At 70.8% G+C, this 17,325-nt stretch carries 18 protein-coding genes; 1 reads left to right on the top strand and 17 read right to left on the bottom strand.

Annotation, left to right across the window (positions count from 1 at the left end):
* Positions 1 to 241 precede the first annotated feature (241 nt).
* Both NHL60_RS08220 and purU read right to left on the bottom strand, forming a co-directional pair.
* Positions 242 to 913, bottom strand: a complete 672-nt coding sequence (locus tag NHL60_RS08220) for an energy-coupling factor ABC transporter permease (RefSeq protein ID WP_253451308.1) — start codon at positions 911 to 913, stop codon at positions 242 to 244.
* Between the two features lie 39 nt (positions 914 to 952).
* On the bottom strand, positions 953 to 1,807 hold the full coding sequence (purU, locus tag NHL60_RS08215) for a formyltetrahydrofolate deformylase (RefSeq protein ID WP_253451305.1): 855 nt from the start codon (positions 1,805 to 1,807) through the stop codon (positions 953 to 955).
* Positions 1,808 to 2,038: 231 nt separating this feature from the next.
* Here purU and NHL60_RS08210 point away from each other — a divergent pair, with 231 nt between their 5' ends.
* Positions 2,039 to 3,634, top strand: a complete 1,596-nt coding sequence (locus NHL60_RS08210; protein ID WP_253452091.1) for a ribonuclease J — start codon at positions 2,039 to 2,041, stop codon at positions 3,632 to 3,634.
* Between the two features lie 98 nt (positions 3,635 to 3,732).
* Here the strand turns inward: NHL60_RS08210 and NHL60_RS08205 are convergent, their stop codons facing one another.
* The 15 genes from NHL60_RS08205 to NHL60_RS08135 form a co-directional block, all read right to left on the bottom strand.
* Entirely contained in the window at positions 3,733 to 4,023 is a 291-nt protein-coding gene (locus NHL60_RS08205; protein WP_253451302.1) for a hypothetical protein, read from the bottom strand.
* A gap of 175 nt (positions 4,024 to 4,198) precedes the next feature.
* Positions 4,199 to 5,191, bottom strand: a complete 993-nt coding sequence (gene moaA, locus NHL60_RS08200) for a GTP 3',8-cyclase MoaA (RefSeq protein WP_253452088.1) — start codon at positions 5,189 to 5,191, stop codon at positions 4,199 to 4,201.
* Positions 5,192 to 5,242: 51 nt separating this feature from the next.
* Positions 5,243 to 5,692, bottom strand: coding sequence for a molybdopterin synthase catalytic subunit MoaE (gene moaE / locus NHL60_RS08195; RefSeq protein ID WP_253451298.1), 450 nt, complete (start codon positions 5,690 to 5,692; stop codon positions 5,243 to 5,245).
* Positions 5,693 to 5,696: 4 nt separating this feature from the next.
* Entirely contained in the window at positions 5,697 to 6,533 is an 837-nt protein-coding gene (gene moaC, locus NHL60_RS08190; protein WP_253451295.1) for a cyclic pyranopterin monophosphate synthase MoaC, read from the bottom strand.
* Between the two features lie 10 nt (positions 6,534 to 6,543).
* Positions 6,544 to 7,812 (bottom strand): gephyrin-like molybdotransferase Glp, encoded by a 1,269-nt coding sequence (glp, locus tag NHL60_RS08185; RefSeq protein WP_253451292.1) that lies wholly within the window; start codon positions 7,810 to 7,812, stop codon positions 6,544 to 6,546.
* A complete protein-coding gene (mobB, locus tag NHL60_RS08180) occupies positions 7,809 to 8,396 on the bottom strand; it encodes a molybdopterin-guanine dinucleotide biosynthesis protein B (protein ID WP_253451289.1) in 588 nt (195 codons plus the stop codon). The genes glp and mobB overlap by 4 nt, the downstream gene beginning before the upstream one ends.
* Positions 8,397 to 8,399: 3 nt before the next feature.
* Positions 8,400 to 9,008 carry a molybdenum cofactor guanylyltransferase MobA gene (gene mobA / locus NHL60_RS08175; protein ID WP_253451287.1) on the bottom strand — a complete coding sequence of 203 codons (609 nt, stop codon included), beginning with the start codon at positions 9,006 to 9,008 and terminating at the stop codon, positions 8,400 to 8,402.
* A 127-nt stretch (positions 9,009 to 9,135) separates the two neighbouring features.
* Positions 9,136 to 10,425: an MATE family efflux transporter gene (locus tag NHL60_RS08170; protein WP_253452085.1), complete on the bottom strand. Its 1,290-nt coding sequence runs from the start codon at positions 10,423 to 10,425 to the stop codon at positions 9,136 to 9,138.
* Between the two features lie 190 nt (positions 10,426 to 10,615).
* Positions 10,616 to 11,200 carry a YceI family protein gene (locus tag NHL60_RS08165; protein WP_253451284.1) on the bottom strand — a complete coding sequence of 195 codons (585 nt, stop codon included), beginning with the start codon at positions 11,198 to 11,200 and terminating at the stop codon, positions 10,616 to 10,618.
* A gap of 52 nt (positions 11,201 to 11,252) precedes the next feature.
* Positions 11,253 to 11,807 (bottom strand): cytochrome b, encoded by a 555-nt coding sequence (locus tag NHL60_RS08160; protein ID WP_253451281.1) that lies wholly within the window; start codon positions 11,805 to 11,807, stop codon positions 11,253 to 11,255.
* A 185-nt stretch (positions 11,808 to 11,992) separates the two neighbouring features.
* The gene (locus NHL60_RS08155; RefSeq protein ID WP_253451278.1) at positions 11,993 to 13,204 is read right to left on the bottom strand and encodes an O-succinylhomoserine sulfhydrylase; all 1,212 of its coding nucleotides are present in this window, start codon (positions 13,202 to 13,204) and stop codon (positions 11,993 to 11,995) included.
* A gap of 7 nt (positions 13,205 to 13,211) precedes the next feature.
* Positions 13,212 to 14,729 (bottom strand): amidophosphoribosyltransferase, encoded by a 1,518-nt coding sequence (gene purF / locus NHL60_RS08150; protein WP_253451275.1) that lies wholly within the window; start codon positions 14,727 to 14,729, stop codon positions 13,212 to 13,214.
* Positions 14,730 to 14,804: 75 nt separating this feature from the next.
* Complete coding sequence (locus tag NHL60_RS08145; RefSeq protein ID WP_253451273.1) at positions 14,805 to 15,359, bottom strand: CvpA family protein; 555 nt, start codon at positions 15,357 to 15,359, stop codon at positions 14,805 to 14,807.
* 1 nt (position 15,360) lies between these two features.
* The gene (locus tag NHL60_RS08140) at positions 15,361 to 16,056 is read right to left on the bottom strand and encodes an SPOR domain-containing protein (RefSeq protein WP_253451270.1); all 696 of its coding nucleotides are present in this window, start codon (positions 16,054 to 16,056) and stop codon (positions 15,361 to 15,363) included.
* A complete protein-coding gene (locus tag NHL60_RS08135; RefSeq protein WP_253451267.1) occupies positions 16,053 to 17,324 on the bottom strand; it encodes a folylpolyglutamate synthase/dihydrofolate synthase family protein in 1,272 nt (423 codons plus the stop codon). The genes NHL60_RS08140 and NHL60_RS08135 overlap by 4 nt, the downstream gene beginning before the upstream one ends.
* Position 17,325 lies beyond the last annotated feature (1 nt).

Below are 17,325 nucleotides of genomic sequence, written 5' to 3'. Positions count from 1 at the left end.
TGCCACCTGTAGGAGCGCAGATTCTGCGCGATGGCAGTGTTGCCAACGGATGGGGGCGCCTATCGCCGATAAATCGGGCTCCTACAGGAAAATGTGCCACCTGTACCTGTAGGAGCGCAGATTCTGCGCGATGGCAATGTTGCCAACGGATGGGGGCGCCTATCGCCGACAAATCGGGCTCCCACAGGGGAAGGTGCCACCTGTAGGAGCGCAGATTCTGCGCGATTGTCGTTTCCTGTGCCTACTTGGTATCGATATAGCGATGGTCGTTGAAGGTGGCGACCCAGCTCGGATGGTAGACCAGCAGGATCGCCATCAACATGCCGGTGATAAAGGCCTCGGAGGGCATCAGCAGCGGCAGGAAGCGGGCGTACTCCATGGCCTGGTAGAGAGCGTGGGCGTCGCTGGCGCCCAGCGCCATCAGCCCCACGGCGGCTAGCCCCGCGGCCAGGCTCGAGAGCGCCGCGCCGAAGAAGCCGCAGATGAAGAGGAAGACCATCAGGTTGTCGGGCAGGCGGCGGTCCACCAGGCGCCAGATCAGCACCATCACCAGCGCCGGCACCACGCCGGTGACCAGCAGGTTGACCCCCAGCAGCGGCCAGGCCACCCGGCCGGTGACCACCGCCGCCAGGTTGACTATCAGGATCGAGGTGAGCGCCAGCGGTGCCTTGAAGACAAGCGTCAGCAGGGCGGTGAACATCAGGTGCAGGGAGAGCCAATCCACCGCCTGGGCCCGCAGCTGCCACATCAGCAGCACCGCCACCGTGGCCGCCAGCCAGCGGTGCTGCAGGGCGCTGTCGGCCAGCAGCGCCCGCCAGGGGCGCTGGGCCAGGGCCAGCCCGTAGAGCAGCAACGAGACCAGGGCGCAGAGCGCCATCAGCCAGGGCGAGAGCACCGCTTCACTGAAGGACATGGGCGTTCCTCCTTGGACGTGGCCGTTCGGACGGGCGGGTCAGGCGAAGACCACCGTCTTGTTGCCGTGGATCAGCACGCGATCCTGCAGGTGCCAGCGCAGCCCCCGGGCCAGCACCGCCTTCTCCACGTCCCGCCCGAAGCGCACCAGGTCATCCGGGGTGTGGCAGTGGCTGACCCGGTGGATGTCCTGCTCGATGATGGGGCCGGCGTCGAGCTCCTCGGTGACGTAGTGGCAGGTGGCGCCGATCAGCTTGACGCCGCGCTCGTAGGCCTGGTGATAGGGCTTGGCCCCGGCGAAGGAGGGCAGGAAGCTGTGATGGATATTGATCACCCGGCCGGCGTAGCGTTCGCAGAGGGCCGGCGGCAGGATCTGCATGTAGCGGGCCAGCACCACGCAGTCGGCGCGCAGCTCCTCCACCAGGCGGGCCACCTCGTCGAAGGCGGGCTGCTTGTCGGCGGGGTCCACCGGGACATGGTGGTAGGGAATGCCGTGCCACTCGGCCAGGCCGCGCATGGTCTCGTGGTTGGAGATCACCGCGGCGATGTCGCAGTCGAGCTCGCCGGCGGTCCAGCGGTAGAGCAGGTCCACCAGGCAGTGGGACTCCCGGGAGACCATCAGCACCACCCGCGGGCGCTGGCGGGTGTCGGTCAGCGCCCAGGTCATGTCGAACTCCTCGGCGATGGGCGCGAAGGCCTCGCGCAGCGCCTCGGGGGGCATGTTGATGGAGTCGGCGAGGATCTCGTAGCGCATGAAGAAGCGGCCGGTCTCCAGGTCGGAGTGCTGGCTCGCCTCGGTGATGGAGCCGCCGTGACCGGCGATAAAGCCGGAGACGCGGGAGACGATGCCTACCCGATCGGGGCAGGAGACCACCAGGCGGTAGTAGTGTGACATGACGGCACTCTGGTTTGCGGCTGACATTCGAAGGGTCGCTAGTGTAGCGAAAACAGCGGTTTCCGACACCCTCGCCACGCCCCGCGTTGTGGCGCCCGGGCGCCTTCCCGTATAGTGAAGGAACACTTTTCGAGCCCGCCGCGCCCCATGCCCCAGCCCAGAGTCCAGATTCGCCCCCGCCGCCGCCCTCCCCTGCACTTCCTCCCCCTGGGCGGCTGCGGCGAGATCGGCATGAACCTGAGCCTCTACGGCTTCGCCGAGGAGTGGGTGGCCGTGGACTGCGGGATGATGATCCGCCAGGATCTCCCCGACAGCCCGCTTCAGGTGCCCAATCTCGAGCTGCTGGCCACCCTCGGCATCCGACCCCGGGCGCTGATCATCACCCACGGCCATGAGGACCATATCGGCGCCGCCGCCTGGCTGTGGCCGAAGTGGGGCTGTCCGATCCACGCCACGCCCCTGGCCGCGGGCCTGCTGCGCGCCAAGTTCGTGGAGCGGGGGCTCGCCACCGACGCCATTCAGGTCATCGAACCCGGCGAGGCCCTGGAGAGCGGCCCCTTCACCCTGCGCTACCTGCCGGTGTCCCACTCCATCCCCGAGAGCTGCGCCCTGCTGCTGGCCGCCGGCGAGCATCGGGTGCTGCATACCGGCGACTGGAAGCTCGACCCCGAGCCGCTGATCGGCCGCCCCATCGCCGCCTCGACCTTCCGCGCCATCGGCCCGGTGGACCTGGTGGTGGGCGACTCCACCAATGCTCCCCTGCCCGGCCACTCCCGCAGCGAGGGCGAGGTGGCCCGGGCCCTCGAGCACACCATTGCCGCCTGCCAGGGGCGGGTGGTGGTGTCCTGCTTCGCCAGCAACCTGGCCCGGGTGCTGGCCATCGGCCGCGCCGCCCACCGGGCGGGCCGCCGGGTGAGCCTGATGGGGCGCTCCATGGAGCGCATGGTGGCGGTGGCCCGGGGCCTGGGCTACCTGGACGACTTCCCGCCCCTGGTGCCCACCGCCGACCTCGGCTACCTGCCGCCGGAGGAGGTGCTGGTGATCGCCACCGGCAGCCAGGGGGAGCCCCGGGCGGCGCTCAGCCGCCTGGCCCGGGGGCGCCACCACGCCATGGAGCTGGGCCCCGGCGACAGCGTGATCTTCTCGGCCAAGGCGATTCCCGGCAACGAGCTACTGATCGAGCGTCTCAAGAACGGGCTCAGGCGCCTGGGGGTGACGCTGCTCGACGAGTTCAACCATCCGGAGCTGCACGCCTCGGGACACCCCGCCCAGGAGGAGCTGCGCACCTTCTACGGCTGGGTCCGCCCCCGCCGGCTGCTGCCGGTGCACGGCGAGGCCCGCCACCAGCAGGCCCACTGCGAGCTGGCCGAGGCGCTCGGCATCGAGGCGCCCCTGGTGCCGGTCAACGGCGACCTGATCCGCCTGGACGGCGAGGGCCTCACCCTGGAGTCCCGCCACCCCCAGCCGCCCTGCATCGTCAGCCAGAACGCCGTGGCGCCGCTGCCGGGCCTGGCCGCGGAGCGCCACGGCCCCCGCCACGGCAGCCTCTACCTGGCGCTCTCGGTGGCCTCCACCGGCGAGGGGGGCTGGACCCGGATCGGCCGGCTGATGCTGGACGCCAGCCAGGCGAGCCCCATCGACGAAGACGCCTTCAGCGACTGGCTGGATGACGCCCTGGCCTCGATCACCGCCGAGACCCTGGCGGAGCTGCGCCTGGCCCTGCAGCCTCGCCTGATCGGCTGGTTCGCCGACCACCTGCGCCGCCTGCCGGATATCCACCTGCAGATCATGGCGGTGGAGGCCCCCCATGCCAGGGAAGTCGGCTAGGCTTTCCCGGAAAAGCATGCAAAAAAAGCCGCTCTCCCGGAGCGGCTTTTTTGCTGCAGTGCGGCCGGTGCCGGCCTGAAGGAGCGCGGGGCTCTAGCCTACGCCTTGGTGGCGTTCTTGGGCGGACGGCCGCGCTTGCGACGTGGCGGTTCGGTAACCAGGTCGTCCACCGAGAGGCCCGCTTCGCTGATCGCCTCGAGAATCTCGTTGCGCTTGCGTTCCTTTTGCTGCTCCTCTTCCTGACGCTGGCGCTCCTCATCCTTCTTCAGCTCGATCACCTCCTCGATGACCTCGGAGAGCTTGTGCAGCTGCTCCATGCTGAGCTGGCGAGCGGCAGCGCGGGCGACGTTCTTGTTGCGCGCGATGCGCTCCAGGGATTCGCTGGACATGGGTCCCCTCCTGAACCAGAAAACGAGACGGGTTATTGCTGCTATGTGTCTGACAAAAGTATATGCATCATGCACGTATTAGCAAGAAATTCCCGCCGTGAGGGGCGGGAATTTCGTCGCGATGGTGAGGCAAAGCGCGGCTGGATAAGCGTCGAAAGCGCCCCGGCGGTCGCCCTTAACCGCCGGTCATGTTCATGAAGCGGACCACCTGAACGTCGCCGTCGGTGGTGAAGTGGTGGCGCTCGGGCTTGAGGGGCATGGCGGCCACGATGGCGCGCTTGAGCGCGTCGATATCCCCGGGGTGGGCGCGCAGCACCCGACGCAGGTCAACGGAGTGCTCGTTGCCCAGACACAGCAGCAGGCGCCCCTCCACCGTCACCCGAACCCGGTTGCAGCTGGCGCAGAAGTTGTGGCTGTGAGGGGAGATAAAACCGACGCGGCTCTCGCTGTCGGCCATGCGGAAGTAGCGCGAGGGGCCCAGGGTGGACTCGGTGGTCGGCAGCAGCGGATAGCGCGCCTCGATCCGCGCCTGGACCTCGTCGCTGGAGCAGAAGGTCTCGTCCCGGCGATGGTCGGAGACATCCCCCAGGGGCATCTCTTCGATAAAGCTGATATCGAGGCGCTCACGCCGGGCGAAGTCGACCAGGTCGAGCACCTCGTCGTCGTTGCGCCCCTTGAGGATGACCGCATTGAGCTTGATGCGCTGGAAGCCCGCCTCCCGGGCGGCGCGAATGCCGTCGATGACCCGGGCAAGCTCCCCGGTGCGGGTGAGCCGGCGAAAGCGCGCCGGGTCCAGGGAGTCCAGGCTGATATTGAGCCGCCCGAGGCCCCCGGCGCGCAGCTTCGCCGCAAAGCGACCGAGCCCGGCACCGTTGGTGGTCATGGCGAAGTCCCTGAGCCCGGGCAGCGCGCCGATCTCGCCGACCAGCCGGTCGATATCGCGGCGCACCAGGGGTTCGCCGCCGGTCAGGCGCACCTTCTCCACCCCCAGCTCGACGAAGGCCCGGGCCACCAGGGCCAGCTCCTCCAGGGTCAGCACCTGGGCCCGGGGCAGGAAGGTCATCTCCTCGCTCATGCAGTAGACGCAGCGAAAGTCGCAGCGATCGGTCACCGAGATTCGCACATAGCGCACGCGCCTGCCGAAGTCGTCGATCAGCTCAGGGGGCAGCGTTGTCATGGTCTCTCTCCGGGCAGGTGGGCGAGAATGGCGGCAGCGTGATCAGGCCTCCCAGCGGCTGGCGTCGGCGTGGTCGGAGTCGCGCTCGGCGACCCAGTAGTCACCGCCGGTAGCGTGCTCCTTCTTCCAGAAGGGGGCGCGGGTCTTGAGGTAGTCCATGATGAAATCACAGGCCTCGAAGGCCGCCCGCCGATGGGCGCTGGCCACCGCTACCAACACGATAGGGTCTCCGGGGGCCAGTCGTCCAACCCGATGAATCACCCGCACGCCGTCCAGGGGCCAGCGCGCCTCGGCCTCGACCACGATCGCCTCCAGGGCCGACTCGGTCATGCCGGGGTAGTGCTCCAGGGTCAGGGCGGTGACCTCCGGCGTCTCGTTGAAGTCGCGGACCAGGCCGGTAAAGCAGACCACGGCGCCGATATCGGTGCGCCCGGCGAGCAGGGCCTGCTGTTCGGCGCCGGCATCGAAGGGCGCCTGCTGTACTCGAATCATCGCCTCAGCCTCCGGTCACGGGGGGAAAAAAGGCCACTTCATCGTCGTCGGTGAGCGGCGTGCTGTCGCTGGCCATCACCTGGTTGACGGCGCAGAGCACCCGGCCCTCGTCGAGGCGCGAGAAGCGCGGGTCGAGCGTCTTGAGGGCCGCCTTCAGGCCGGCCACGTCGGTGCGTTCGAGGTCGCCCAGGGGCATGGAAACGTCGCCGACGCCCAGGCGCTCGCGCAGCTCGGCCAGGCACTTCACGCGGACGCAGGGGGCGGCGATGTCGCAGCGGCTGCCCAGCGCGACCTGGCCGGCCTGTCCCTCACCGGTGACGATGGGGCCGTCGACGGCACGCACCACCGGTTCGGCGGCGGCCGCCGCGCCCTCCCGGCGATAGTCGCCGGACTTGCCGCCGGTCTTGGTGTCGAGGTGGATGGCGCCGATCTCCATCTCCTTGTCCACCGCCTTGCACATGTCGTAGAGGGTCAGACAGGCCACGGAGACCGCGGTCAGCGCCTCCATCTCGACCCCGGTGCGGCCGTTGAGCCGGCAGGTGGCCCTCACCTCGACGCAGCTCGCCGCCTCGTCCAGGGTAAAGTCGATGACCACCTTGGAGAGCGCCAGGGCATGGCAGAGGGGAATCAGTTCGTGGGTGCGCTTGGCGGCCTGGATGCCGGCGATGCGCGCCGTGGCCAGGACGTCACCCTTGGGCAGGCCGCCCTCGGCGAGCAGCGCCAGGGTGTCGGGATGCATCTGGATGCGCCCGGAGGCGCTGGACTCGCGGCGACTCTCCGGCTTGTCGGCAACGTCGACCATATGGGCCTCGCCGCGGGCGTTGAGATGGGTCAGTGACATGAAGGGTGCCTCACGGAAAACGGAACAGGGGGTGGATGGTCACCGCCTCGCCGGCGGCTACGGCGGCGCGCTCGGCGGTGATCTCGATCAGGCAGTTGGCCTGCGCCATGGAGGAGAGGATGCCGGAGCCCTGGGCGCCGATGCCGGCGACCCGCAGCCGCCCCTCGGCGTCGCTGCGGTAGACCCCGCGCAGATAGTCGACCCGGCCGGGGCGGCTTCCGAGCTCGTGCTCGGCCACCGCCACCAGGCGCGGCGCGGCCGTCGGCTCTCGCCCCTGGAGGCGGGCCAGCAGGGGCGCGGCAAACTGCAGGAAGGTGACCATGGCCGCCACCGGGTTGCCCGGCAGCCCCAGGAAGGGCGTGCCCCGGGGCCCGAGGCGCCCGCAGGCCAGGGGGCGGCCGGGACGGATGGCGATCTTCCAGAAGCCGAGCTCTCCCTGCTCGGCCAGGGCCGCCCGGGTATGGTCGGCGTCGCCTACCGAGACCCCGCCGCTGGTGATCACCAGGTCCGCCTCCTCGGCGGCCCGGGCCAGGGCCTCGCCGATGGCGACGCGGCTGTCGGGCAGGATGCCCAGGTCGATCACCTCGGCGCCGCGCTCGGCGGCCAGCGCCATCAGGCTGAAACGGTTGGCATCGAAGATGCCGGCGGCGGGCAGCGGCGCGCCCGGGGCGGTCACCTCGTCACCGGTGGAGAAGAGCGCCACCCGGGGCCGGCGGCGCACCGCCGCCTCGGCGCACCCCAGGGAGGCGAGCAGGCCAAGCTCGGCGGCACCGAGCCGGGTCCCGGCGGCCAGGGCCAGGCTGCCCTGGGGGATATCCTCCCCGGCCCGGCGCACGTTCTGGCCGCGCCTCACTCGCTCGGGGCGATTGACCCTCACCCGCAGGCGGCCGTCGGCGCCCTCCTCCTCCGCCAGCTGCTCGCGCATGATCACGCTGTCGGCCCCCGCCGGCAGCGGCGCGCCGGTGGTGATGCCGGCACACTCGCCGGGCCCCAGGGTGAGCGCGGCGGCGTGGCCAGCATGGATCTCGGCGACCCGCAGGAACCCCTCAGCCGGAGGACCCGCCGCCGGCCAGGCCAGAGCGATGCCGTCCATGGCGGCGTTGGTGCACTGGGGCACGTCGATGGGCGAGACCAGCGCCTCGGCCAGCACGCGGCCGTGGGCGGCGGCGAGCGCGACCGCCTCGGCGGGCAGCGGGCCCTCGGCCAGGGCGAGCACCGCCTCCCGTGCCTCCTCCACCGTCAGCATGCGTTCGCCGAGCTCGAAGCAGGAGAGGGTCATGGGGTGGCCTCCTCGGCCCGGGGGGCACGCTCGTCGAGCCAGCGGGCGGGCCAGGCGGCGATCCAGTCCGCCAGGGCCTCGCGATCGTTGAGGTCCAGCGCCTCGACCCCGTGAGGCAGCGTCAGGGGGGCATCCGAGGCCACGGCGCGCACCCAGGGGTCCTCGGCCACGCGCAGGGGCTTGCCCAGCGCCGGGCGATGCAGCTCGAGCTTGGGCAGCGGCCAGGCCTTGAACCCCTCCACCAGCACCAGGTCGGGGTCCTGGGTAGCGACCAGCGCCACCAGCTTCGCCAGGTCCGGCTCCTCCTGGCCGGGGGTCTCCATCATCAGCGCCAGGCGCTCCCGGGAGGCCACCAGCATGGGGGCGGCGCCGGCCCGGCGCAGGCGATGGCTGTCCTTGCCGGGCTGGTCGACATCGAAGGTGTGGTGGGCGTGCTTGATCACCGCCACCCTGAGGCCGCGGTCATGGAGCAGCGGCAGCAGGGCCTCGAGCAGGGTGGTCTTGCCGGTGCCGCTCCAGGCGGCGATGCCCAGCAGCGGCAGCCCCTCGTCCAGCGGCAGCCGGGTCGGAACGCTTGCGCTCATGGCTCAGGGCTCCTCGTGCCGCGCCGTCTCGAGGCGGCGCCTGTCGTCGTCGGTATTGAGGTTGGCGAAGGCCTCCGGGCAGTCGGAGAAGTCGACCCGGGACCAGGGGTGGCGGGCATACCAGCGGTCGATCTTGCGCTCGCCGGCGGCGAGGGCCGCGGCCAGGTCGTCGGCCAGGGCCGTGCGGATCAGCGCCACCACCGGGTGCAGGCGCTCGCCGTCCCAGGCCACGGCGATATCGGCGTCGCCGCGCCCGGCCAGCAGCCGCGGGACCAGCTCCCGGGGCAGCGAGGGGGTGTCGCAGGGCGCTACCACCAGCCAGGGGGTGCGGGCGGCGCACAGGCCGCTGTAGATCCCCATCAGCGGGCCCTGGAAGCCGCCCTCGGCGTCACCGATCACCCGGTCGGCCAGGGGGGCGTAGTCGCCTTCGCTGCGGTTGGCGTTGATCAGCAGCTCCGCCACCCGGCCGACCAGCCGATCCCGGACGTGGGCCACCAGGGGGCGGCCGCGGAAGGCCACCAGCCCCTTGTCGACGCCACCCATTCGCCGCCCCTGACCGCCGGCCAGGATCAGGCCGGTCAGTTCATCTTGCGCCATCTCGTCTCGCGCCATCATGGCCCTCCTTCAGCATGGCTACCATGATGCCTGAGCCCACCGCCGGGTGCCACGCCGCGCAGGCGAAGCGCAGGCCGCCATGACGCGGGTCATGGCGAGCGGCCAAGGGCTCCAGGGGGAGCGATCAAGGGGTGGCGGTAGCGGCGCGGCGCCGGGGGCTGGCGAGGATGCGCCGCAGCACCTGCCAAGCGGCGAGGCCCGCCAGCAGGTTACCGACGGCGGCGCCGGCGGCGAGGCCGACCAGGCCGCCCAGCCGGGCGCCGATCCAGAGGCAGGGCAGGTAGAAGAGGAAGAGCCGGGCGCCGGACATCAGCATGGCGCGCAGAGGCCAGCCCAGGGCGTTGCCCGCCGAGACCACGATCATGCAGATGCCGAGGGCCGCGTAGCTGGGCAGCAGAAAGCGGATCAGGGTGGCCAGGTCGTCGCGCACCTCGGGGTTGCCCGACAGCGCCAGGGCCAGCCAGGGGGCGGCCAGGGCCATCAGCAGGCCCAGCGCCAGCTGCCACACCAGGACCACCCTGAGCGCCAGGCGCATCAGCCGGTGCACCTGGTCCCAGTCGCCGGCGCCGTAGCAGCGCCCCAGCCAGGGCGGCAGCGACATGGTCATGGCCAGCACCACCATCAGCGAGAGGGTCTCCAGGCGGCTGGCCAGCCCCCAGGCGGCCACCGAGGCCTCGCCAAGGCCTGCCACCACGGAAATCGCCAGCATGGCCGCCAGGGGCGGCATCAGCTGGCTGATCATGGCGGGGCCGGCGATGCCGGCGAAGGGGCGCGCCGAGGCGCGCAGCTCGGCACCCAGCCCCTCCCGGGCCAGCCAGTCGGTGGCCAGGAGACGGCGCCCCAGCACCGCCAGCCCCACGGCGAAGGCCATCACCGTGGCCCAGGCCGCGCCCGGCAGCCCCAGCCCCTCCCAGGGGCCGACCCCGAAGATCAGCAGCGGGTCGAGCACCAGGTTGACCAGGCTGGTGACCACCATCATCTTGCCCGGCAGGCGGGTGTCGCCGTGGGCCCGGAACAGGCTGTAGCCGAAGTAGAGCGCCGCCCCCAGCCAGGCGGCCAGCAGCTGGGGCGCCCAGTAGCCGCGAATCAGCGCCAGGGTGGCCCCGTCGGCTCCCAGCAGGCGGAACACCGGCGCCTGGACCGCCCACAGCACCACCGCCAGGAGGGCGATCACCAGGGCCCCGGCGGCCAGCACCAGGCTGCCCAGGCGCCGGGCGCGCGCCCCCTCCCCGGCCCCCAGGGCCCGGGAGATCAGCGCGGCGATGGCGATCCCCAAGCCCACCTGGATGCCGATGATCAGGAAGCTGAGCGGGAAGGTGAAGGACTGGGCGGCCAGGGGCGCGGTACCCAGGCGCGCGATGAAGGCGCTGTCCACCAGCTGGAAGCCGAGCAGCGCCAGCACGCCGATGGCCATGGGCCAGGTCTGGCGCCAGAGGGTCACGCCGAGGGCGGGAGAGGTATCGGACCGTTGCGTCACGCTCGCTCCAGGGTGGTTCGCGGAGCGCGCATTCTAGCGAGCCCCCGCAGACGCGAACACCCCCGAGGGCTCGGGGGTGTTCACGGGGCCTGGGCCGGCAGCGAGGGTGCCGACCAGGGTCACGACCTTACTGGCGGATGCCTTCGAAGGTGACGTAGAGCTCGAGCTCGTGCATCACTTCCGGGAAGGCGCTCATGTCGATGCCGAAGTCGCCGAGGGTCAGCATGGTGCTGCCCTCGAAGCCGGCGCGGTAGGCGCCCCAGGGGTCTTCGCCCTCGCCCATCAGGGTGACCGGCATCTCGATCTCACGGGTCTCGCCCTTGAGGGTCAGGTCGCCGGTCAGGGTGCCTTCCCCCTCGCCGGTGGGCTCGAAACCGGTGGAGATGAAGGTGGCGGTCGGGTAGTCGCCGGCGCTCAGGAAGTCGTCGGAGAGGAAGTGGCGGTCACGCTCGGCGTGGTTGGAGTTGAGGCTCGTCACGTCCACTTCCATCTGAACGCTTGCGGCCTCCAGGTTCTCGGGGTCGTAGTGGAACTGCCCCTCGAAGGACTCGAAGTTGCCGAGGATATAGGAGAAGCCCAGGTGGTTGATCTTGAACTGGACGAAGGCGTGCTGGCCCTCGATGTCCACCACGTAGTCGGCGGCCTGGGCCTGGCCGACGCCCACCAGGGCAGCGGCACCGAAGGCGGCGGCGAGAGCGGTCTTCTTGAACATGGTCATTCTCCTTGCGGGTGTGACAGGGTGTCTTCTTGCGGGGGAACGCGGCTCAGCGGCGGCGCGAGCGTGCCGGATTGAGCATGCGGGTCAGGGTGTCGTGTCGGTCGATGACATGATGCTTGAGGGCGGCGAGCAGGTGGCCGGCGGCCAGCACCATCAGCGCCACGGCGGCATACCAGTGGATCTCGCCGGCGATGCTCTCCTGGTTGGGCAGGCGGCTGATCAGCGCCGGGACCTCGAACCAGTCGAAGACGCTGATGCCGCGCCCCCGGGCGGTGGAGATCAGGTAGCCGCTGACCAGCACCACCAGCAACAGCGCGTAGAGCAGCACGTGGCCCAGGTGGGCGGCCAGCTTCTCGAAGCGGCTGCCCTGCCCCGCCGGCGTGGGGTTCACGAGGCGCCAGCCGAGCCTGAGCAGGGTGGCGAAGAGCAGCAGCATGCCGATGGACCGGTGCCACCAGGGCGCCAGGTTGTACCAGGCGTCGAAGTACCCGAGCCCGGTCATCCACCAGCCCAGCGCGAAGAGGCCCACGATGGTCAGGGCGCTGAGCCAGTGCAGGGTAATGCTGACGATGCCCCAGCCGGAACGGGTGTTGCGCCACATGGCGGTAAACTCCTCGTGATCTCGATGTGGCTAGAGCTTACCCCAGCTAACCATTCGACTCTGCTGAAAAAAGCCGAACCAACCGTTCGAAAGAACCATCAGCTTCCCGAACGACAACGCCCGCCCCGCCGGGGGCGGGACGGGCGTCGGGAGGTCCCGGGACGCGTTGCCGGGAAGCGCGCGGGCTAGACCAGGGCGTCGAGGCCCCGGGCCAGGTCGGCGCGGATGTCGTCGATCGCCTCCAGGCCCACGGCGACCCGGATCAGCCCCTCCGAGATGCCGGCGGCGGCCTTCTGGGCATCGCTGAGGCGGCCGTGGGTGGTGGTAGCCGGGTGGGTGATGGTGGTCTTCACATCCCCCAGGTTGCCGGTGATGGAGAGCAGCCGGGTGGCGTCGATCACCGACCAGGCCGCCTCGCGGTCGCCCTTCACCTCGGAGCCCTTGACCTCGAAGCCCAGCACCGCGCCGAAGCCTCGCTGCTGGCGGGCGGCCAGCCCATGCTGCGGGTGGCTCTCGAGGCCGCTGTAGTGGACCCGAGCCACCGCCGGATGCGCCTCGAGCCACTCGGCCAGGGCCTGGGCGTTCTCGCAGTGGGCGCGCATGCGCAGGGCCAGGGTCTCGAGCCCCTTGGTGAAGATCCAGGCGTTGAAGGGGCTCAGGCAGGGGCCGCAGGTGCGCACCACCCCGAAGACCTCCTCGAGCTCCTTGTCGCGGCCCACCACGGCGCCGCCGATCGCCCTGCCCTGGCCGTCCAGGTACTTGGTGGCGGAGTGGATCACCAGGTCCGCGCCGAGGTCCAGGGGGCGCTGCAGCGCCGGGGTCAGGAAGCAGTTGTCGATGGCGAGCAGCGCGCCGTGGCGATGGGCGATCTCGGCCAGGGCCGCGATATCCACCACCTCGGAGAGCGGGTTCGAGGGCGTCTCGGCGAACAGCAGCTTGGTGGCCGGGGTCATGGCCGCCTCCCAGGCGGCGAGATCGGCGAGCTCCACGTAGCGGGTGGTGATGCCGAACTTGCCCAGGTACTTGTCGAACAGGCTCACCGTGGAGCCGAACAGCGAGCGCGACGCCACGATCTCGTCGCCGGCCTCGAGCAGCGCCAGGGCGGTGGAGAGGATGGCCGCCATGCCGGAGCTGGTGGCCACGCAGCGCTCGCCGCCCTCCAGCGCCGCCAGGCGGCGCTCGAAGGTGCGCACCGTGGGGTTGGTGAAGCGCGAGTAGATGTTCCCCGGCTCCTCGCCGGAGAACTTGGCCGCCGCCTCGGCGGCGCTGCCGTAGACGAAGCTCGAGGTGGGGAAGATCGGCTCGGCGTGCTCCTGCTCATGGGTGCGCTCGTGGCCGGCGCGGATCGCCAGGGTCGAGAGCGCCCAGTCGAGCTCGGAAGGGGTGTGGGAATCCATGGCGGCCTCAGTCGTCGATATCGTCCTGGTTATGCACGCCGACCAGGGCGTGGTCGCCGGCGCTCTGCTGCTTGGCGTCGTCGCTGCGCGAGGCCTCCAGGGCGCTCAGGTAGGCGTCGTCGATGTCGCCGGTCACGTAGTGGCCGTCGAACACCGAGCAGTCGAAGGCGTCGAGGTTCGGGTTCACCTCGCGGCAGGCGGTCTTCAGATCCTCGAGGTCCTGATAGAAGATGCGGTCGGCGCCGATCAGCTCGCCGACTTCGGCCTCGCTGCGACCGTGGGCGATCAGCTCGCTGGCCGCCGGCATGTCGATGCCGTAGACGTTGGGGTAGCGCACCGGCGGCGCGGCGGAGGCGAAGTAGACCTTGCGGGCGCCGGCGTCCCGGGCCATCTGGATGATCTGCTTGCAGGTGGTGCCGCGCACGATGGAGTCGTCCACCAGCAGCACGTTCTTGCCCTTGAACTCCACGCCGATGGCGTTGAGCTTCTGGCGCACCGACTTCTTGCGCTGGGTCTGGCCGGGCATGATGAAGGTGCGCCCGATATAGCGGTTCTTCATGAAGCCTTCGCGGTAGGTCACCCCCAGGTGCTGGGCGAGCTCCAGGGCGGAGGTGCGCGAGGTGTCGGGGATCGGGATCACCACGTCGATGTCGTGCTCGGGCCACTCGCCGCGGATGCGGTCGCCGAGCTTGCGCCCCATCTCCATGCGGGTGCCGTAGACGTAGGCGCCGTCGAGGATGGAATCGGGCCGCGCCAGGTAGACGTGCTCGAAGATGCAGGGGGCCAGACGCGGCGCGTCGGCGCACTGCTGGGTGTGGATCTCGCCGGCCATGTCGACGAAGATCGCCTCGCCCGGGTCCAGGTCGCGATGCAGCTCGAAGCCGCCGACGTCGAGTGCCACCGACTCCGAGGCGATCATCACCTCCTGGCCTTCGCCCTCGTCCCGGGTGCCGAAGACCACCGGGCGAATGCCGTGGGGGTCGCGGAAGGCCACCAGGCCCACGCCGTTGATGATCGCCACCGCGGCGTAGCCGCCCTTGCAGCGCCGGTGCACCCGGCGCACGGCGTCGAAGATGTCCCCCGGGGAGAGGTGCAGCCCCTGCTTGCCCAGCTCATGGGCGAAGACGTTGAGCAGCACCTCGGAGTCGGAGCTGGTGTTGATATGGCGCAGGTCCGAGGAGAAGAGCTCCTGCTTGAGCTGCTCGGAGTTGGTCAGGTTGCCGTTGTGGGCCAGGGCGATGCCGTAGGGGGAGTTGACGTAGAAGGGCTGGGACTCCGCCTCGCTGGAGGAGCCGGCGGTGGGGTAGCGCACGTGGCCGATGCCGATGCTGCCCTTGAGGCGCGCCATATGACGGGTATGGAAGACATCCCGCACCAGGCCATTGCTCTTGCGCAGCAGGAAGCGGCCCTCATGCCAGGTCATCATGCCGGCGGCATCCTGTCCGCGATGCTGAAGCACCGTCAGGGCGTCATAGATGCCCTGGTTTACCGCCTGCTTGGCCAGAAGGCCCACGATACCGCACATTCCACCTTACCTCGCTTGCCTGGAACTTGCTGTGAAGGGTCGGGCCGGCCGCCAGGGCCGCCCGGAAGTCGTCGATCAGGGAGTCTCATCGGCGGGCGCCGCATCGCGCCCGGGAAGGGAGAGCTCGCGCAGGGAGTCGGTCTCGGGAAGGCGCCCTTCCCAGGCCTCGAACTGGGAGACCGCCCAGTCGCGGAGCTGCTCGAAGTGGGGGCGCAGTTCGGCCTCCTGCCAGGCCTCCAGCTGGGCCAGGGGGGTGAGGCCGATCACGATGGTGGCCAGCACCAGGATGGCCGCACCCTTGGCGGCGCCGAAGGCGGCCCCCATCACCCGGTTGAAGAGGCCCATGCCCACCCACTCCACGGCGGCATGAACCAGCCGAATCACCAGGCCGCACAGCAGCACCACGCCGAAGATGACCAGCACGAAGGCGAGCACCAGGCGGCCGTCGGCATTGTCGATCACCCCGGCGAGCAGGTCGGCCACCGGCTGGGCGAGCACCCGGGCGGCCAGCAGGGCGATGACCCAGGCGGCCAGGCCCAGGGCCTCGCGGATCAGCCCGCGCATGAAGCCGGCTACCGCCGTGACGGTGAGCAGGCCGATAAAGATCCAGTCGAGCCAGGTCAGCGCCATCTCAGTTCCTCGCCCGCACCAGCAGGCCCTGGAGGTTGGCCCGGGACTTGAGCTCGTTCATGGCCCGCTCGCCCGCCTCCGAGGAGTCATAGGGGCCGGCGTAGACGGTGGTCAGGTTGTTGTCCCGGGGCTGGCTGTAGGCCGGGAAGCCCTGCTCGCGCAGCTGCTGGAGCAGGCGCTCGGCGTTGGCCGGCTCCCCGAAGCTGCCCACCTGGACCGCCCACTCGCCGCCGGAGGCGGCCGGCGCCGGCTGACTGCGGCTGGCGCTCTCGGCCAGGCGCTGGTCGGCGGCCCGGGCCAGTTCGGCGATGGGGTCCACCGCGGCCTCGGAGGCCGGCGCGGGCGCCGGGCTGGGCGAAGGCTCCGCGGGAGCCTCGGCACGGGCCAGCTGCTCGGCGGCCTGTTCGGCCACTTCGGCCACTTCCTCGACGGTGACCTCCTCGACCGGCGACTCCTCGAGGAGCAGCTCCTCCTCACCGGGTGCCGCCACGGGCTCGCCGAACTCGGCGAGGCTGGCCGGGGGCCGGGGCTCCGGCACCTCCTGGCGCGGCACCTCGATGGGCTGCTGGATGGTCAGCACCGGCTGGGGGCGCTCGCTGCGCGGGGCCGGCTCGCTGAACAGCAGAGGAACGAAGATCACCGCCAGGGCGATCAGGATCACCGCACCGCTGATACGCTCACGCCATCCGTACTTCATCGGGCTTCCTCACTGCCGCTGGGGTCTGCCTCAGTCTGACGCGCCGGGGCGGACAGCGCCAGCCACTCGAGCACCTCGCCGACGGTAAAGAAGGAGCCGCACACCAGCACGCGATCCTCGGGGGCGAGCCGCTCGGCCAGCCAGGCCGCCGCGGCCGTCGGCGACGCCGCCTGATGCGCCACGCTGGCGCCCTGCCCGATCAGGCGGCCGGCCAGGTCGGCGGCGCTGCGCGCCCGCCCCCCGGCCAGGGTCGCCGTGACCCAGGCATCCACCGCCGGCGCCAGCGCTTCGATCACGCCGTCGGCGTCCTTGTCGCCGAGCATGGCCAGCAGCGCCCAGGTACGCCCGGCACAGTAGCGTGCCGCCAGGCGACCGGCCAGGTAGCTCGCCGCATGGGGGTTGTGGCCCACGTCCAGGCACCACTGGCCCAGCCACTGCATGCGACCGGGCAGCCGCACCTCGGCAAGGGCCCGGCGGCAGGCATCGGCATCGCGCTCGACGCCGGCAAGCTCGAACGCCTTCAGCGCCGTGGCGGCGTTGTCCAGGGGCAGGCCGGGATCGGGGAGAGCCGGGTCCCAGTCGAAGTCTTCGCCGATGGCATGGACCGGGGCGCCGAGCTCGGCGGCCACCTGGCGTACGCTGGCGGGCAGCTCGCGGCTGCCCAGCACCGCCGGGCGGCCGGGACGCAGGATGCCCGCCTTCTCACGACCGATCTGCTGAAGGTCGGTGCCGAGGAAGGCGGCATGGTCCTGGGCCACGGTGGTGACGATCGCCACGTCCGGGTCGATGACGTTGACCGCATCGAGCCGCCCGCCCAGCCCCACCTCGAGGATGGCCAGGTCCGGCGCGCGTCGGGCGATGGCCCAGAGCGCGCCCAGGGTGCCTACCTCGAAATAGGTGAGGCTGACGGGCTCGCCATCCAGGCGCGCGCGCTCCACGGCGGCAAAGCCCGCCATCAGGGTGGCGTCACTGGCCTCCTCACCGTCCAGGCGCAGCCGCTCGTTATAGCGGATCAGGTGCGGCGAGGTGTAGGCCGCCGTGGAGAGCCCGTGGGCCCGGGCCAGCGCCTCCAGCAGGGCCACGGTGGACCCCTTGCCGTTGGTGCCGGCCACGGTGATCACTCGCTCGGCGATGGGGCCTTCCAGCAGCTCCATCCGCCGGGCGACCTCGGCCACGCGCTCGAGGCCGAGGTCGATGCCCACGGGATGGGCGGCCTCGAGCCGCGCCAGCCAGGCGTCCAGGGTAGTGGGCAGGGGCGCGTCGCTCATC

The sequence above is a fragment of the Halomonas sp. Y3 genome, assembly GCF_024137965.1.
Lineage (GTDB): Bacteria > Pseudomonadota > Gammaproteobacteria > Pseudomonadales > Halomonadaceae > Halomonas > Halomonas mongoliensis.
Note: the sequence above shows the minus strand (reverse complement) of the source record. Positions and strands in the feature narration are given on the sequence as shown.

Excerpts from the sequence above, each read along its gene's own strand:
- glp (WP_253451292.1), bottom strand. The coding sequence starts at position 7,812 with ATGACCCTCTCCTGCTTCGAGCTCGGCGAACGCATGCTGACGGTGGAG.
- NHL60_RS08220 (WP_253451308.1), bottom strand. The coding sequence starts at position 913 with ATGTCCTTCAGTGAAGCGGTGCTCTCGCCCTGGCTGATGGCGCTCTGC.
- NHL60_RS08210 (WP_253452091.1), top strand. The coding sequence starts at position 2,039 with ATGAACCTGAGCCTCTACGGCTTCGCCGAGGAGTGGGTGGCCGTGGAC.
- moaC (WP_253451295.1), bottom strand. The coding sequence starts at position 6,533 with ATGTCACTGACCCATCTCAACGCCCGCGGCGAGGCCCATATGGTCGAC.
- mobA (WP_253451287.1), bottom strand. The coding sequence starts at position 9,008 with ATGGCGCGAGACGAGATGGCGCAAGATGAACTGACCGGCCTGATCCTG.
- NHL60_RS08140 (WP_253451270.1), bottom strand. The coding sequence starts at position 16,056 with ATGAAGTACGGATGGCGTGAGCGTATCAGCGGTGCGGTGATCCTGATC.
- purU (WP_253451305.1), bottom strand. The coding sequence starts at position 1,807 with ATGTCACACTACTACCGCCTGGTGGTCTCCTGCCCCGATCGGGTAGGC.
- NHL60_RS08170 (WP_253452085.1), bottom strand. The coding sequence starts at position 10,425 with ATGGCCATCGGCGTGCTGGCGCTGCTCGGCTTCCAGCTGGTGGACAGC.
- NHL60_RS08155 (WP_253451278.1), bottom strand. The coding sequence starts at position 13,204 with ATGGATTCCCACACCCCTTCCGAGCTCGACTGGGCGCTCTCGACCCTG.
- NHL60_RS08135 (WP_253451267.1), bottom strand. The coding sequence starts at position 17,324 with ATGAGCGACGCGCCCCTGCCCACTACCCTGGACGCCTGGCTGGCGCGG.
- NHL60_RS08165 (WP_253451284.1), bottom strand. The coding sequence starts at position 11,200 with ATGTTCAAGAAGACCGCTCTCGCCGCCGCCTTCGGTGCCGCTGCCCTG.
- NHL60_RS08205 (WP_253451302.1), bottom strand. The coding sequence starts at position 4,023 with ATGTCCAGCGAATCCCTGGAGCGCATCGCGCGCAACAAGAACGTCGCC.
- NHL60_RS08160 (WP_253451281.1), bottom strand. The coding sequence starts at position 11,807 with ATGTGGCGCAACACCCGTTCCGGCTGGGGCATCGTCAGCATTACCCTG.
- moaE (WP_253451298.1), bottom strand. The coding sequence starts at position 5,692 with ATGATTCGAGTACAGCAGGCGCCCTTCGATGCCGGCGCCGAACAGCAG.
- NHL60_RS08145 (WP_253451273.1), bottom strand. The coding sequence starts at position 15,359 with ATGGCGCTGACCTGGCTCGACTGGATCTTTATCGGCCTGCTCACCGTC.
- purF (WP_253451275.1), bottom strand. The coding sequence starts at position 14,729 with ATGTGCGGTATCGTGGGCCTTCTGGCCAAGCAGGCGGTAAACCAGGGC.
- mobB (WP_253451289.1), bottom strand. The coding sequence starts at position 8,396 with ATGAGCGCAAGCGTTCCGACCCGGCTGCCGCTGGACGAGGGGCTGCCG.